13 protein-coding genes and 1 tRNA gene are annotated in these 15,784 nt (G+C 56.1%); 5 read left to right on the forward strand and 9 right to left on the reverse strand.

Annotated features, from left to right (window positions below):
• Positions 1-123 precede the first annotated feature (123 nt).
• The gene (locus KT71_RS12365) at positions 124-1,185 is read left to right on the forward strand and encodes a 1-aminocyclopropane-1-carboxylate deaminase/D-cysteine desulfhydrase (RefSeq protein WP_023659723.1); all 1,062 of its coding nucleotides are present in this window, start codon (positions 124-126) and stop codon (positions 1,183-1,185) included.
• Between the two features lie 46 nt (positions 1,186-1,231).
• On the opposite strand, the gene KT71_RS19750 is transcribed toward KT71_RS12365, so the two are convergent.
• Complete coding sequence (locus KT71_RS19750; RefSeq protein WP_008295049.1) at positions 1,232-2,020, reverse strand: hypothetical protein; 789 nt, start codon at positions 2,018-2,020, stop codon at positions 1,232-1,234.
• A 231-nt stretch (positions 2,021-2,251) separates the two neighbouring features.
• On the opposite strand from KT71_RS19750, the gene KT71_RS12375 reads away from it, so the two are divergent.
• A complete protein-coding gene (locus KT71_RS12375) occupies positions 2,252-2,710 on the forward strand; it encodes a RidA family protein (RefSeq protein ID WP_023659724.1) in 459 nt (152 codons plus the stop codon).
• 105 nt (positions 2,711-2,815) lie between these two features.
• Here KT71_RS12375 and KT71_RS12380 read toward each other — a convergent pair whose 3' ends face one another.
• From KT71_RS12380 to ilvB, 4 genes are all read right to left on the reverse strand, one after another.
• Positions 2,816-3,526 (reverse strand): hypothetical protein, encoded by a 711-nt coding sequence (locus KT71_RS12380; RefSeq protein WP_008295046.1) that lies wholly within the window; start codon positions 3,524-3,526, stop codon positions 2,816-2,818.
• Between the two features lie 98 nt (positions 3,527-3,624).
• Positions 3,625-4,113 carry a hypothetical protein gene (locus KT71_RS12385; RefSeq protein ID WP_008295045.1) on the reverse strand — a complete coding sequence of 163 codons (489 nt, stop codon included), beginning with the start codon at positions 4,111-4,113 and terminating at the stop codon, positions 3,625-3,627.
• A 93-nt stretch (positions 4,114-4,206) separates the two neighbouring features.
• Positions 4,207-5,106 (reverse strand): MipA/OmpV family protein, encoded by a 900-nt coding sequence (locus KT71_RS12390; protein ID WP_051403900.1) that lies wholly within the window; start codon positions 5,104-5,106, stop codon positions 4,207-4,209.
• 154 nt (positions 5,107-5,260) lie between these two features.
• Complete coding sequence (gene ilvB, locus KT71_RS12395) at positions 5,261-7,120, reverse strand: biosynthetic-type acetolactate synthase large subunit (RefSeq protein WP_008295043.1); 1,860 nt, start codon at positions 7,118-7,120, stop codon at positions 5,261-5,263.
• 224 nt (positions 7,121-7,344) lie between these two features.
• Here ilvB and KT71_RS12400 point away from each other — a divergent pair, with 224 nt between their 5' ends.
• Positions 7,345-8,754 (forward strand): serine hydrolase domain-containing protein, encoded by a 1,410-nt coding sequence (locus KT71_RS12400; RefSeq protein WP_008295042.1) that lies wholly within the window; start codon positions 7,345-7,347, stop codon positions 8,752-8,754.
• A 9-nt stretch (positions 8,755-8,763) separates the two neighbouring features.
• On the opposite strand, the gene folD is transcribed toward KT71_RS12400, so the two are convergent.
• The 3 genes from folD to KT71_RS12415 form a co-directional block, all read right to left on the reverse strand.
• Positions 8,764-9,657: a bifunctional methylenetetrahydrofolate dehydrogenase/methenyltetrahydrofolate cyclohydrolase FolD gene (folD, locus tag KT71_RS12405; protein ID WP_008295041.1), complete on the reverse strand. Its 894-nt coding sequence runs from the start codon at positions 9,655-9,657 to the stop codon at positions 8,764-8,766.
• A gap of 15 nt (positions 9,658-9,672) precedes the next feature.
• Complete coding sequence (purU, locus tag KT71_RS12410) at positions 9,673-10,533, reverse strand: formyltetrahydrofolate deformylase (RefSeq protein ID WP_008295040.1); 861 nt, start codon at positions 10,531-10,533, stop codon at positions 9,673-9,675.
• A 119-nt stretch (positions 10,534-10,652) separates the two neighbouring features.
• Entirely contained in the window at positions 10,653-13,658 is a 3,006-nt protein-coding gene (locus KT71_RS12415; RefSeq protein WP_238549420.1) for a TonB-dependent receptor, read from the reverse strand.
• Between the two features lie 222 nt (positions 13,659-13,880).
• Here KT71_RS12415 and KT71_RS12420 point away from each other — a divergent pair, with 222 nt between their 5' ends.
• Together KT71_RS12420 and solA are read left to right on the forward strand one after the other, a co-directional pair.
• Positions 13,881-14,432, forward strand: a complete 552-nt coding sequence (locus KT71_RS12420) for a YaeQ family protein (RefSeq protein WP_008295038.1) — start codon at positions 13,881-13,883, stop codon at positions 14,430-14,432.
• A 45-nt stretch (positions 14,433-14,477) separates the two neighbouring features.
• Positions 14,478-15,614 carry an N-methyl-L-tryptophan oxidase gene (gene solA / locus KT71_RS12425; RefSeq protein WP_023659728.1) on the forward strand — a complete coding sequence of 379 codons (1,137 nt, stop codon included), beginning with the start codon at positions 14,478-14,480 and terminating at the stop codon, positions 15,612-15,614.
• 37 nt (positions 15,615-15,651) lie between these two features.
• Here solA and KT71_RS12430 read toward each other — a convergent pair.
• Positions 15,652-15,728: transfer RNA gene (locus KT71_RS12430), tRNA-Thr, on the reverse strand.
• Between the last annotated feature and the right edge of the window lie 56 nt (positions 15,729-15,784).

Below are 15,784 nucleotides of genomic sequence, written 5' to 3' on the forward strand. Positions count from 1 at the left end.
GGCGAACATGCGCTGCTGAAGAATATGATGCAAAATCAGAATTGCGACGACGGCTCCTCAGACAGCCTCTAACATTCAACCGGAATCGGCGCACTATAAACCTCCCCCCCTGAGGACGCCGAAATGACCAACGCGGATGCACTGCACCAACTTAAAGCCCGTTTAGATGCCCTACCCCACATGCCGCTGGCTCTCTTACCGACGCCAATGCACCCCCTCAGCAATTTCGCAGCGGCGGTTGGTGTTCCCGAGCTTTGGATGAAACGAGATGACCTCACGGGCTTGGAAGGAGGCGGCAACAAAACGCGCAAGCTGGAATTTCTGGTAGGAGACGCGCTGGCCAAAGGCGCCGACATGTTGGTGACCGTTGGGGCGATTCAATCGAATCATACGCGTCAGACTGCCGCCGCCGCAGCCAAGTCCGGTCTCAAATGCTCACTGCTGCATTATGCGTGGACCAAAGATGCTAGTCCTCAATACCGAATAGTGGGCAACTTACTGATAAGTCATCTTATAGGCGCGGATCTGTACGTGGATGAAACGGAGCGACCGATTGAGGATCAGGGTCCCCTCGACGAATTCATGGCCTTTCTCCGGGCGCAGGGTCATAAGCCTTACCTGATACCCGGCGGCGCGTCGGAGCATCGACTCGGATGTTTTGGGTACATCAAGTGTGCTGCGGAAATTGCTTCGCAGATGGATGCAGCCGACATCCGCTTTGACTACCTTGTGCACTGCACGGGCTCCAGTAGCACCCAGGCGGGACTGCTGGCGGGATTTGCCGCTTTGGGCATAGAGACCCGCATCGTCGGCATATCTGATGATGGTGAAGTAGCCATAAAGAAAGCGAGAGTGCTGGAGCTGGCCAACGCGGCCTTAAAGGAGTTGGACCTAAGTGCACGCGTTAACGCGCAGGACGTCGAGATCATCGCCTCCAGCAACAATGATTACGGAGCGCCCGATGAGGAGATCATTAACAGCATTCGCCTCCTGGCTGGCAAAGAAGGCTTAATCGCCGACCCCGTCTATGAGGGCCGGGCAGTTCATGGGCTTTTAAAGTTGATCGAGGATGGACGCCTGGACAGGAACACAAAGGTGCTGCTCATGCACCTGGGCGGTTCTCCCGCGATTCACGCCTACGCAGGGCATTTCGGATCCATTCAGTTGAGCCCATTTCAGGCCTGATGGGTGTTGAGGACACCGTTCAGCGATGGAGGACCCGACTCACTCATTAGGACGGGAGCGGAGCAAGCTGGCCTTTAAGGAAGCCCTTCAGCTCACGCACCTTCTCAAGCACATCCATGAAATCCCGTTGCTTATTCTGATAGTCGCCGAACGCCTGGCGCAGACTGCGGCGTATATCGGCGGCCTCGAGGTTAGCGAGGGCACGCGATAGCTGCTCTGACGATAATGCCGACATGCAATCCTCCTGAGTCCTGGGAAGTCGCGATATCGTCCCCAGCTTATCGGTGTACCTTGCGCTGCAGGACTTTCGCAGGATCATGATGACGTCGTGGGGCAAGGCGCCGCGCAAGTCGAACTGATAGGTGTTTTCCGTCGTGCCCATATCAAACAGATCTTGCTCGATCTGATAGAAATTCTGGATACGTTCACGTACTTCCAGGTTCGCAATCTTGTTGAGAGAGCCGACAGACAGCAGTTCGTCGTAAACATCGCGCTTTATATAACCAACAATTTCGTGCGCCGCGATGAAACTGGCAACAACGAACTCGGCATCAAGGTCCCCTGACTCAAACTCCAATAAATCAAGCGCACGCAGGGTGTAATCAATGACCCACTCAGAAAAGTCCAGGTTCCGTTGAAATGTTTCCTCCGTGATATCGAGCTCAAGCAGAATACGCGCAACATATTCCTCCCCAATTCGTTTATCCGCCTGCCGCTCGTTCCAGTTCGAAACCTGAATACCAATAAAAACACCAATAACAACGATGGCAAAATCCACCCACACCGCGAACCAATTCTGGTCTTTTACGTGCGCTGTTAGGCTTCGAAGAATCATCGACTGTCTCTTTTGCATCACTATTGGGAAACATGGTGACGACAATTAGAGCACAAGGTTTAAGTCGCCTGCCAGACGAACAGAGCTTACTGTAGAGCGGCGTAAACAACGAAAGCAGAGACCTGCTCCTTTGAGAACCACTTGCTTTTGTAAGCCGCAATCGATTAAATCCTAGGCTTCTCTGTCGCACCGTTTAGCGCGTCTTTATCTTATCCCTTGAGGAGAAAACCCTTGTATCTAAAACTATTCGTTTTTATGACCCTGGCCTGCATTAGCCTCGTCTCTCAGAGTGAAGAGTTGAAGCCTGAGTATTTCTCCCTTCGTCCGGAGGTAGAGAAGGCCTACGGCTACATTCACGCTGTAAAAATCGGCAACGATGTGAAGATCTCTGGCGCCGTCAGCATGAATGATGATGGAAGCCCCACTGCGGTTGGGGACATCGAGCAGCAAATGATTAACGTCTATGCCGATCTACAAAAAGTCCTCGAGCACTATGAACTGGGATTCTCGAATGTAATTGTCGAGAACGTGTTTACTACGGATATGGCAGCCTTCCTTGAGGTTTCGGGTGATTATCGAAACAAAATTTACAAAGGAGAGTTTCCAACAGGCAGCTGGCTGGAGGTAAAAGGATTGGCTCTGCCTGAGTTCATGATAGAAATAGAGTTAGAAGCCTACAGCCCTCACTGAGATGTTTGCTAAGCGCGAATGCGACTCGTAAAGACTCTACCGCCGCAATGCGGCCAAAGACCGCATCAATAAGGAATCCTTGATAGAAGACAGGCTTGGATATTCCTATGGCACATTCTGTGCCTCAGCGAAAACCTCGTCGATGTGAGTCAGCAGACCTTGCATGGCTCGCCATTGATTAGAGTGAAAAACATAAAATTTCGTCATGGCCACGCGCGCAGTGGCACTGGACCATATTGCGTCTATATCCACATCACTAATATCGTAAGACCTCACTGCTAAACCGGGCGTGCGCAGGATCGTCGCATGGGGATAGATTTCGTCTAACGCGGCATTGAATATCCGTAAGGACTCCGTTTGAAATCTAGCGCCACTTTTGGAGCTGTCTGCCAAGTCTCGCAGAGCATCACGCAGTGGTATTAACCCAAGGAGGTCCAGACGAGCGCCAACGAGTAACTCATCAAGGGCAGCTGGCGGCGTTGGAAGCACTGTGATGGTGGAAGCCTCTTTAAGAACACCTTTAGCTCTTTCCGGGCTGATCTGCTCCGCTGCTTCCAGCGCGCTCAGTAGCGTATCGATGGAAGTAGCAGCTTCGAGGTGGTGTTGTTTGCCGGCGACAAGTTCCTCTCTCAACGTCACAAGATCCGTTAACACAGCGCTGAGCGTTCGCTGCGCCTGATCTCGCTCGGTTTGCATCGCGTTCCAATTGGCGACTTGAATACCAATGAATACGCCGACCACGACAATGGCGAAGTCGATACCGACAGCAAACCAATTTTGATCTTTAACATGCCTTGTGACACTGCGCAGAATCATAGGAAGCGTGCTCTATTAGAGGTCTTTATCCGCTTGAACAATGATTAAAGCATACCGGGAGCACCGACTCCCAGGCGAAGAGAGTGAGCTACCAGAGGTCAGTCTATGGCCTCCAAACGACGCCAAAAGTCCGTGAGAGGCACCTCTTTTGTCATTTCTGCCACCATTGATACGAAGCCTTCATGAAAGTAGCCACTGCAAAGCGCCCAGAGTTCGCGGGCTCTTGGCGTTCCGAGAATGAAGTAGATAACGTCGCGGTAGCTGAGCCAGGCATCACCATCAAGAGCACCCGCTTCGTATTGCAGCCATTCGTGCTCACGGGCGCGCATCTGCGCGATGATCCAGAACATCAGCTGCGTTTTCTCTTCGAAGCTCGGGACTTCGGTCCCGGACATAGAGCGCCCAAGGCCCGGGAAATCAATGAACTTGTACACGCCCCCCTGATCCGTGGTGAGCGCTACTTGCCGGGCCTCGGACAGCAATAACTGCGTCCCCTGCCTCACCTGAACGGCCAGGTAAACCAGGGTGATGACAACCAGCACGACTCCGACAATCTGCGAGACGTACGACCATTCCTCAAGGGTCATGTAGGCATCCTCTTACTACGCTTGATGCCCCAACTTAGCAGAAAAGACCTTTGTGCGGTGCCCGCTCGCGGTAAAAAAGGCGGCGGACGCGGGTCAAAAATTTCGCGTCAGGGAGGTGAGCAAGAAGAACTGTGTTTCATCAACGACAATCGGACTGTCAGCCGCATTATCAATGAGCTGACTGCCTCGCACGATGGTCGTAAATCGCCACTTACTCTTTCCCACCGGTAAGCTCACCAGGGCTTGGAGCCCAAGACGCTCCACACCTGCCTCTGCAGAGTACTCGGGCAAGCCCGTCTCAATGGACTCCTCGGGGGTGATACCGAATAACGAATCCTTGTAGACCGAGTCTCCAAAGCGCAGCACCGGACCCACGGCATAAAATCCCCTGCCGTTCATCAAGCGGCCCCGGCGATTCACGCTGAGATCCAGATAGGCACCTTCGTGCCCCGACCCAACATCCTGCGCAAAAGTAGCATTGCCTGACCAACGCCCCCTTGCTACCTCAACAAACAGTCGCGCTTCCGTGGATACGCCCACTTCGTCGAGCCCATCAATGGAATCATCCCGGACATTAAAACCCGGGGCGATGGACGCTCCCACCTTGAAGGAGTTGCCCGAGGCCTGACTGCCGCTTCGGTAAAGAAAACCACCCAGACCCTGGGGCACATTGGCAAAGTATTTTGTGCCCGCCTCATCCACATAGCGGAAGTCAAAGTAAGGAATGGGCGTGACGTTGTATTCGTCGCTGCCGGCAAACTTCGGATTAACAATAAGGCCCGCGCCGAACTCCGAGCGCCAGCCCAGAGGCAGTCCCATGGGTGATCGGGCTGCACTGGCCGCTGGAGGCGCTGCGGCTTGATCGAGAGTTTCGGCTTGATTAGGCGCCGCAGCCTGATTAGAAGCAGCAGCCTGACCAGGATCAGTCTGCGCCAGGGCCGTGCCGGCACACAGGGTGAATAGCAAGGCTGATAAGTGGTTAAGGCGTCTCACGATAAACTCCGGCTTCGGTAGTTGAAGTGGCAAACTCTAACTCCTGCTTGTTACGCAGAGTTAATGGATATGGTGCTGTCTAAATGAGAGTTTCTCTGCCTTGAGATAGTCCTATCGCGCAAAGACCTGCTTAACCGCCCCTGGGCGAAGGAGGTCAGATATTGCTGCCCTGGGTGTTGGAGTCGCTGTCTGCGAGATCGTCTGCACTCATGATGATGTCCCGATAGGTCCCCCCCGCCGGGATCATGGGGTACACATTCTCTTCCGCCTCTACGATCACATCGAGTAGATAGGGCTCCTCAGGATCCGCGAGCATCCGCTCAATAGCAGCAGGCAGATCTTCGGCACGACGCACGCGTTCGGCGGTCACGCGATAGCCTTTGGCGATGCTCAAAAAGTCCGGATAAATATCCGCATCGTCACTGGACTTGACCGCCATGGGATCCGACAAATCGGATCCTGCGCGATGTGAGTCATAGATCATGTCCTGCCACTGGCGAACCATACCCAGCCACTGGTTGTTAATCACGACGGTTTTGACGCCGATGCCATAGCGATGACAGGTGGAGAGTTCATGGATCGTCATGTTCAGGGAGCCGTCGCCGTCGATATCGATAACCTGCCGATCCGGCGCCGCGATTTTGGCGCCAATGGCCGCCGGCAGGCCATACCCCATGGTGCCGAAGCCTGAGGAACTCAGGAAGGAACGAGGCTGTTTGGAGCGATAGAACTGCATGGCCCACATTTGATGCTGGCCCACGCCCAGCGACACCACCGCGTCTCCCAAAGTGGCTGCGCACAGCGCCCGGATCACATGCTGGGGTTTGAGACCCTCGGAATCTGATTCCGGATAGGGGTAATCCTGCTTCCAGCCATTCACCGTCTCTACCCACGGGCGTGACTCTACGGGCTCACAGGCGCCGAGCATCTGCAGGAGTGCGGGCTTGAGGTCCGCGCGAATGGGCAGGGTCACCGTCTTATTTTTGTTAAGTTCGCTGCGATCGATATCGATATGAATAATGCGAGCCTGCTTGGCAAACTCGGCAACATTCCCCGTTACGCGATCATCAAAGCGCACACCCAGCGCCAGGACCAGGTCCGCCTCGTAGATGGCGCGATTGGCATATTTAGCACCGTGCATGCCCAGGACATCCAGCGATAGCGCATGGTCCGGCGGAAAACACCCGACCCCCATGATGGTCCAGGTAACGGGAATCTGCGCCTTCTCCGCAAAGGCCAGGAGCGAGTCTTCGCCGGCGGCGACGCCTATGCCGCCGCCGGCATAAATCACCGGCCGTTCGCTCTCCCGAAGCAGCCGCATGCACTCTTCCAACTGCCCCTGCTCCATGCCCGTCATGGCAGGCTCAGGGGTATCGATCACCGCCGGAATGCGGGGAGCCTTGTAATTGCCCTCGGGATCCTTGGGGTATTGCTGCTGAATATCTTTGGGAATATCGATCAGCACGGGACCCGGGCGGTTACCTCCCGCCAGGGCAAACGCCTCGCGCACCACTTCGGGAATAGCACCGACGCGCTTCACAAGGTAGTTTCGTTTGGTGATCGCATCAGTGACCGCAACAATATCCACCTCCTGAAAAGCGTTTTTACCCAGCAAATGCGATGGCACGTTGCCCGTAATAGCCACCAAGGGCGTGGAATCGCTATTGGCGTCGGCGATACCGGTTACCAGGTTAGTCGCGCCGGGGCCCGAGGTTGCAAGGCACACACCGGGGCGACCCGTCACGCGGGCGTAGCCCTGGGCCGCATGCACCGCACCCTGCTCGTGCTCTGTGCGAATACAGCGGATACCAAACTGCGGCAACACATCAAAAATCTCGAGATTGGCGCCACCCGGGTAGCCAAAAAGCGTATCCACGCCCTCGGCGACAAGACACTTGGCGAGAATTTGCGCGCCGCGAAGGGCGACCTCCTCACCACCCCGGGAGGAATCATCGAGTGCACCCCCGGTGACGGTATCGCGGGTTCCGTAGGTTAGGCTGTCCCCCTGGCTCACGTTTTCTCCTTAATACGACGCTAAGAATCGCGCATTCTAGACTGTTCCCCCGGGCTGCGTCTTTCCTTGGTCACACAGGGGGTGTTAACCGGCGTGTCTCCCCGTCGAACCCGGTGCCGTGTATAGTCATTCTTCGTCTGCTTGTGGGAACTTTTATGCTTCACCTTCAACTAGCTGGGCCGCGCTTAATCGCGCGCTCTGTCTCGCTCTCTGTATCGATAGCCATGGCGCTGTGCCTCGGCGTCAGCCCCGTGGTGGAGGCGCAGGAAGATAGCTACGACTATTTTTCCGCAAACCGGCAACTGATTCGCAATGGCGTACAGTCCCTGCTCACCTGCAATGGATTGTTCACTTCACGTCGCACGCTGGAACAGGTGTTCGAGCAGGAGCTGGCTTACCTGGGCGATCGCGTTCTGGGCGATGCCAGCGGTGGCCCCTATACCGTGTACCCCCGGGAGCGGGCGGTCAGTGTTGGCGGTGACGATGCTGGTCCCGCGGTTATCTCAGCCTTCCGCAAAGGTATTGGCTGCGTTGTGATGGCCCCCGATATGAGCCTTTCAGATATCAACAGCCAACCCGTGCTGGACATGCCCTACCCCAAGATTGATCCCCAAACCCTGGACTGGCCCAATGGTGATGCCAACGCGGTAATGCCCATACCCGCCACAATCAACGCCGATGCCCTAAAGGCTGCCTCGGATTGGGCGTTCAATCGCTCCACGGAGGAGCAGGACACCTTGAGTCTGCTGGTGATCCACCAGGGCAAGATTATCCACGAGCGCTACGCCGAGGGTATTGATCACACCACCCGAACACGCACCTGGTCCACGGCAAAAAGCATTGCTGCCACGCTCATAGGCATGCGCGTCGATAGCGGCAAAATGTCCCTGGACGGCCCGCTGGGTATCGAATGGGCACCCAGGCTCTCGGGCGGTAAAGATCCTCGAAACGCCATCACCCTGCGCCACCTTCTCAACATGTCCAGCGGACTCTATCCCGTGGACAGCTTCAACATGGAATATGCCACGGGCTCCGGACTGTCCTACTGGGCCGGCGCCAGCTCCGTTGACGGCGCGCGAAACCGGGGACTGGTTCGTCAACCCGGGAGCTTCTGGGACTACGAGAACTACGACACTTTACTGGCCGTGAAGGCTTTCAAAAACACCCTGGGAAGTCAGTCAGCTTATCTGGAATTCCCCAGAAAACGCCTCCTCGATCGCATTGGCATGCGTAACACCTTGCTCTCCACCGATCGGTTTGGCGACTTCATCCTGAGCAGCCAGGTCTATACCAACGCCCGAGATCTGGGTCGTTTTGGTCTGCTTTATCTCAACAACGGTATGTGGGACGGCGAGCGTCTTATCTCGGAAAAGTGGATCACGTTTTCGAGAACTCCGGCGCCTGCATCGAAGGCCAGAGGCTCCGACTATGGCGCTCAATGGTGGTTGGTGCCTGATAGCCGTAAAAAAGACGTGCCCGCCGATGCCTACAGCACCGCCGGCAACCGGGGGCAGTATGTGATCATCGATCCTTCTCACGACCTGGTGATCGTGCGTCGCGGACTGGACTACGGCAAGCAGGGCTTTAACCGATGGGATTTACTGCGGGAAGTCCTCAAGGGCTTCCCTGAGTAAAGCGCGGCCTCAGCCCAGCTCACAGACCACGCGGTGCTGCCGGCAGGCGGCAACGACGGTATTGCGAAGGAGACAGGCGATGGTCATGGGACCCACGCCTCCCGGTACGGGCGTGATGGCTTTGGCTCTCTCTGCGGCCTCCGCAAAGGCGACATCACCGACGAGGCGCGCTTTTTCCTGACCCTCAAGCTGTACGCGGTTAATGCCTACATCAATCACCACAGCGCCCTCTTTCACCCAGTCACCCCGGACCATCTCCGGCCGCCCTACAGCGGCAACGAGGATATCCGCCGTCCGACATAGCGCCGGCAAGTCGCGGGTTTTGGAGTGAGCGACCGTCACGGTACAACTCTCAGCGATAAGCAGCTGCGCCATGGGTTTACCGACAATGTTGCTGCGCCCGACAACCACGGCGTTAAGACCCGCAATGCCCTCGGGAAACTGTTCGCGCAGCATCATAAGACAGCCCAGAGGCGTACAGGGCACCAGTGCCGTGGGATCGCCGTTGGATAAGGCCCCGGTATTCATGGGATGAAAGCCGTCCACGTCTTTTGCGGGATCAATGGTTTCGATCACTAACTGAGCGTCGATATGTTCCGGAAGCGGCAGCTGCACAAGAATCCCGTTAACCGCATCGTCCCGGTTCAGGCTCTCCACCAGATCCAGCAGCTCGCGTTCGCTGGTGCTGGCGGGCAACTTGTGTTCAAAGCTGCGCATCCCCGCCTCGGCGGTCTGCTTGCCCTTGTTACGCACGTAGACCTGACTGGCGGGATCTTCACCCACCAGCACCACGGCCAGTCCCGGCACCCAGCTGTGTTCGGCGTCGATGCGGGATACTTCGATAGCCAGGCGGTCACGCAGCGCCTGGGCTGCGGCCTTGCCGTCGATGATTGATGCGCTCATGAAAACTCCATTTGATTAAAGAACAACGGTACGCTGACCGTTGAGAATGACCCGTTGTTCGCAGTGAAGACGCACCGCCTGCGACAGGGCCGTGGCCTCGGTGTCATGGCCAAGATGAACCATTTGTTCCACGGATATCTCGTGGTCGATGGGGCGTACCTCCTGGGCGATGATGGGCCCCTCGTCCAGATCAGCGGTGACATAGTGCGCCGTGGCTCCGATCACTTTTACGCCACGATCGTAAGCCTGATGATAAGGCTTTGCGCCCTTGAAACCGGGTAAAAAGGAATGATGGATATTGATCGCCCGACCCGACAGCTGACTGCAGAGCTCATCCGACAGAATTTGCATATAGCGCGCCAACACCAATAGATCTGCCTCGCTTTCCCGAAGAATAGCGAGCATCTCGGCTTCCTGTACCGGCTTGCTCTCCGGCGTTACTGGTAAATAATGAAATGGCACACCGTGCCACTCGCTGAGCCCGCGACAGTCCTCATGATTGCTCACCACGGCGACAATCTGCGCGGGTAAGGCTCCCGCCCGCTGTTTCGTGAGCAAAGCCGTCAGGCAGTGATCATAGCGCGACACGGCAACAACGATTTTGGGCAGCGTTGACACACAGCGAAGCAGATATGTCATCTGAAGCTCATCGGCTACGGGACGCAGTCGCGCTTCAAACTGCTCCAGGCTGCAACTCATACCACTGACATCGAACACACAGCGCAGAAAGAAGGTATCGCTCACGGGGTCCGTGTAATTCGAGATCTCCGTGATATTGATGCCACACTCAAAGAACAGCTGGGAGTACCGCGCCACCACACCGATGGAATCGGGGCAGGAAAAGGTCAGGATGTAGGATTGGCCAGGATCGCTCACGGAAAAAACTCGACTAGCGTGTCTGTTAGGACGGTCACAGGTGAAACAACATAAAAAACTGAGATCCAATAAAAAAGCCCCGCCTCCTCACGAAGGCGGGGCTTTGTGATGGAGTAGGCTTAGAAGCTGTAGTTTACCCCAACACGCATGCTCCAGAGGGAGGTTCCACCCACACGCTGCTCTTCTGCGCCGTTGTCCAGATCAGCCTGAGTCACACCCGGACGGTTGGGCTCAAAGAAGATACCCCACTCGTCATTGATCAGGTTGGTCAGGTTGTCCACGACAACAAACAGACTGCCACGATGCTCGGGGCTGAATCCAGGCAGCTCCTGGGTGATACGCATATCAACCTTGCTGAAGGATGAACCGGTCTCACCGTTACGCGTGCCGCCGATGGGCAGTACGTTGGGCTCGAAGTCGAGGAAAGGCTGGAAGCCGTAAGCACCGATGGTTCCGTCTGCGCCGTCCAGCGTCAGGCTGTAGGGAAGCCCTGAATTGTACTGGCCGAACAGGGAAATGCGCGTCTCATAGCCACCGAAGAAGTCCGCCGTGTAGTTAAGAACCGTGGTGAAACGGTGCTCTACCTGCCAATCAGACGTGCCCAGTGTTTCCGCCTGGGGATCTTCAAAGGCGCGGAAAATGTAGTTAGAGAAGGCTACGGAAGAACCCATGGGGTTAACGTCTTCGGCCTGGGTGTAGGCATAACCTACGCGCAGATCAAAACCGTTATCCCAGCTCTTGAAGCCGCTGAAGGACAGAGACTCGGACTCGTTACCGTTGCTGGAGTTGGTGAGCACAAACGCGGCCTCACGCACACTCTCATAAACGGGGTAGCCGAGATCGTTAGTGCCTACACGCTCAAGGTCTGCTCGCTTGTAGATCGCAGTGTCTTCGCCACGGCTGATCTGAAGGTCTGCGGTTACTACCCAATCCATGGGTGCGTACCAGGTCAAACCGGCGGTGTACTTCCACTCACTGGGGATATCAAAGTCGGGATCCAGGTAGATGATCTCGAAGTTGCTGCCGTCTCCGGAACCAACGATATCTGCGATGTTCTGCGGTACACAGTAGCCGGGGCCAGAAGGCACGCCATCTTCACAGTTCACGTAGTTCTGGGAAAACAGATCTACGCCGTCGATCCGCGCCTGTACAGCCGTGGTAGACGTGTTGCTGTAAGTGTTAGACAGCCATACGTTGGGGTTACCACCGGAGAACAAGCCAACGCCGGCGCGCAGCACCAGGTCATCAGAGAAGTCATAGGTCGCACCAAAGCGCGGCTGGATCAGATCCCGACCGTCCAGAGTCTGGTCATTACCAAAGCCGTAGCTGTCGGCAAAGTCCTGGTTCAGGTTAGGCGCATCATCCGTCTCGTAACGATCGTAGCGCAGACCAAAGGTCATACGCAGCTTGTCGTTAACCTGCCACTCGTCCTGCAGGTAAAGATAGTTGATGGCGTAGCTGAAAGACTCGGCGATATCATCCTGGTTGTTGGAGATAGCGTTACCGTAGTAAACACGATCGGCCAAACCATTGCGGAAGTTATCGATACCGTCAAAGCGGATTTCCGTGTCTACGTGCTGGTAGAACAGATTGAAGATGTCATATTCCTCGCGCTCGATACCACCGGTAATGGTGTGAGCGCCCAGCTGGTAGCGGCCGCGGAACACGAGCTGATCAATGGTGTAATTCAACTCGTTAGCGTGACGGCTGTCGTCGCCACCGAGATAAACATCGACGTTTTCAAGCTCAACACGAATCTCACCAAACTCATTACCTGCCCGTGGCGCCTGCAGGAAATCCACATCCGTGCGCGCAACGCGAAGCTCCGTGGAGAAGTTGGGCGTCCAGTCAGAATAGACGCTTGCGATGATTGACTCGAGCTCGGCACCACGATTGTAGAAGTGGTCAGCGAATTCGAATTCGTTGAGATCACCATCGGACTCGGTAACGTTGAAGGAATCGTTGTACATATAGGTCAGGGCGACGCGCTGCGTATCCGTCGCGTACCAATCCAGCTTGGCGATGTACTTCTCATCTTCAAAGTCGTTGACGCCGGGAGAATCAGAGCCGGGTGAGTACTGGTAAACATCGTTGGCAATCTGACGAATCTCGTCCAGCTCCGCCTGGGTGACCTGTACTTCGTTAATGGCACCGGAGCCCAAAGCGCCGCGGTTGTTGAAATCAACACCCTCGTACTTCTCATAGGCGCCGTAGAAGAACAGCTTGTCCTTGATGATCGCACCACCGACTTCGACACCGTAGCGGGTCTCGTCGTAATCAGGGACCTGAACGTCTTCACCCTCGAGAGAATCGCCCTGGAGTGAGTCGCTGGTGTAGTCCATGAACACCGAGCCAAACAGCTCGTTACCGCCAGACTTGGTTACAGCGTTGATGTTACAGGCCGAGAACCCGCCGTAGACCACGCTCATGGGCGCCATTTCTACCGCAACGCTGGATACCGCATCAAAGGGAAACGGCATACGCTGCGTGGGGTAGCCATTGGAATTGAGACCAAAGCCGTCATTCAGACGAATACCGTCCAGAGTCAGGCTGTTAAAACGGGGGTTGGCGCCGTTACATTGTATGGCGTCCGCCGAGTTGGACTGGTTGATGTAAACCCGGGGATCCTGACCGATAACATCGTTGATGTTTCGGTTGATCGCCGGTGAGTCCTGCAGGTCCGACGCGCTGAATACCGCGGTGGGTCCAATAGCAGTTTCAGCAACGGCAACGGAGCGACCCAGAACAACAACCTCCTCGAGAGTGTTGCTGAGGCGATAATCCATCTCCACGGATTCACCGACGGTCAGGGGCAGGCGCGCCGTAGAGGCCGTACCCTCACCCGGTGCTCGAACCACAACGCTGTAGTCAACACCCGCGGGCAGCTGACGGACAAAGTAGCTACCGGTGCTGTCTGTTGTGGTGCTCTTGGTGACACCTGTAGACAGGCTTTTGATTTCGACCTCGGCACCGGCAATGGGTTGGCCATTGGCACCGGTTACCACGCCGCGAACCGCAGCACTGGTTTCTTGAGCATAAGATGGCATAGACAGCGCAACGCCGCCGATGACAGACGCACTGGCGATGGCGCGAACCAAGGCCTTGCGAGCGAACATTTGAGACATGGTTTTCTTCACAGGAATAGCCCCCCTCAGAGCATTTGAAGACGCGAGAATCCTGGGAGCGCTATGTTACAGAAATGTTACAAATAAGGGGTACAGCGAAGAATCGGTAATAAGACCAACGACGGGAAATTCTTGTGTTTACGATTGACAAGGTCACAATCGAATAGCTCTGTAACTCGCGCAATTTGAAACGGCTTTAACTTGGATAACTAAGAGATTGTAATGGCATTAAAATCGACCGTTTTTAAGATAAAGCTGAACGTTGCTCACCTGGAGCGCAATGTCTACGGCGACTTCCCCTTGGCCGTGGCGCGCCACCCGTCAGAAACCGATAGCCGCATGATGCTCCGCGTAGCGGCTTTCGCTCTTCACGCCCACGAGCGTCTTGAGTTTGGCCGAGGCATCAGTACCGACGATGAGCCAGACCTGTGGCTTCGGGATCTCACTAATTCCATTGAGTTGTGGGTAGAGCTGGGAACCCCGGATCCGGACCGATTGCGTAAAGCCAGCGGCCGGGCTAAAGATGTGGTGCTGTACTGCTATGGCGAGCGCGCCGTCGGGGTATGGTGGAGAAAGAATGCCGACGCCCTCGCCCGCTTCAACAACCTGACGGTGTACAGCGTGAGCGATGACGAGCTGGCATCCCTGGGAGCTCTGGCAGCATCGGGGCTGGAGTTGCAGTGCACCGTTTCCGAAGGCGAGATGTTGCTGACCAGTGGTGATCAGTTTGTGCAGTTAACGCCTCAGGTACTGCGGCAACGCATTGCTGCGTAGGCGCATTGATGCATAGTTCACGCGATTGATTAGGAGTCGGTATCTGTGAAGAACACTGCGGATGTTTTAGTGGCGGGCGTGGGTGGCTGTGGCGCCAGCGCGCTCTATCACCTGGCCCGCGACGGGCACCGGGTCATTGGTTTTGACCGCTTCGAGCCGGGCCACGACCGCGGCAGCTCCCACGGCGAAACGCGGGTTATCCGCCAGGCGTACTTCGAACACCCGGACTACGTGCCCCTCCTGCGCCGCGCCTATGGCCTGTGGACCGAGTTGGAAGATGAATCTCAGGCGTCCCTGATGGATCTCTGCGGCTTGCTGATGATCGGACCGCCCGGCGGCGAAATCCTTGGAGGCTCGCGCCTTGCGGCAGAGCGCTATGGCGTGCCGGTAGAGGACATAACGGTTGCTGAATGCGCCGAGCGCTTCCCGGCATTTTCAATTCCCGAGGGGAGTGATGTGCTCTGGGAACCCTCCGGAGGCTATCTCAAGGTCGAGGACTGCGTGCGCTGTTATGCAGGACTTGCCCAAAAACATGGCGCCACTCTCAACACCGGTGAGTTCATCCTGAGCTTCCAATCAACCGGGGCAGGCGTTGAAGTCCAGACCAATCGCGGCAAGTACTCGGCAGACCGGCTGGTGCTCACGGCAGGTGCCTGGGCTCCCCAGCTCTTACCTGCGGTAGCAGAGGCCGCGAATCTTCACGTCACGCGCAAGGTGCTCGCCTGGTATCCGATACAAGCGGCGCTACCCGCACCCACGAGCACTTTCTTTATTGAACGACCCCACGGCAGCTATTACGGATTCCCCTGCATCGACGGCAAGACCGTAAAACTTGCAGAACACTCCGGTGGCACCCCCCTGGACGATCCCCTGGCTCTCGACCGGTCACTCCAGACGATGGATGTTCACGGTCCCGGAAAGCTGATCGACGATGTTTTCCCATCGCTATCGTCCTCTCCCGTCAGACACGACGTGTGCATGTACACCATGAGCGACGACGGTCACTTCGTCATTGATCGCGATCCGGAGAACGAGAACGTCGTTTTCGCAGCGGGTTTTTCAGGTCATGGCTTTAAGTTTATGTCTGCCATGGGCGCGGTAATGGCGGAACTGGCGGTTGACGGGCAATCGACGTCGGAAATAGAGTTTCTGGGATTGGAGCGCTTCAGCAACCGGCAATAAATCAGCGGGCGTGTGCCGGGGAAGCACCTTTGGGAAATGGTGCCGATGATAGGATTTGAACCTACGACCTGCGCATTACGAATGCGTTGCTCTACCGAGCTGAGCTACATCGGCTTTTCCGGCGCGCATTATAGCCACGCGCAGCGGCGACACAAGTCGTGTTTTCCCCT

This window comes from Congregibacter litoralis KT71, assembly GCF_000153125.2.
Classification (GTDB): domain Bacteria; phylum Pseudomonadota; class Gammaproteobacteria; order Pseudomonadales; family Halieaceae; genus Congregibacter; species Congregibacter litoralis.

Excerpts from the sequence above, each read along its gene's own strand:
- KT71_RS12385 (WP_008295045.1), bottom strand. The coding sequence starts at position 4,113 with ATGACCCTTGAGGAATGGTCGTACGTCTCGCAGATTGTCGGAGTCGTG.
- KT71_RS12415 (WP_238549420.1), bottom strand. The coding sequence starts at position 13,658 with ATGTCTCAAATGTTCGCTCGCAAGGCCTTGGTTCGCGCCATCGCCAGT.
- KT71_RS12400 (WP_008295042.1), top strand. The coding sequence starts at position 7,345 with ATGGCGCTGTGCCTCGGCGTCAGCCCCGTGGTGGAGGCGCAGGAAGAT.
- KT71_RS19750 (WP_008295049.1), bottom strand. The coding sequence starts at position 2,020 with ATGATTCTTCGAAGCCTAACAGCGCACGTAAAAGACCAGAATTGGTTC.
- KT71_RS12420 (WP_008295038.1), top strand. The coding sequence starts at position 13,881 with ATGGCATTAAAATCGACCGTTTTTAAGATAAAGCTGAACGTTGCTCAC.
- KT71_RS12380 (WP_008295046.1), bottom strand. The coding sequence starts at position 3,526 with ATGATTCTGCGCAGTGTCACAAGGCATGTTAAAGATCAAAATTGGTTT.
- KT71_RS12365 (WP_023659723.1), top strand. The coding sequence starts at position 124 with ATGACCAACGCGGATGCACTGCACCAACTTAAAGCCCGTTTAGATGCC.
- folD (WP_008295041.1), bottom strand. The coding sequence starts at position 9,657 with ATGAGCGCATCAATCATCGACGGCAAGGCCGCAGCCCAGGCGCTGCGT.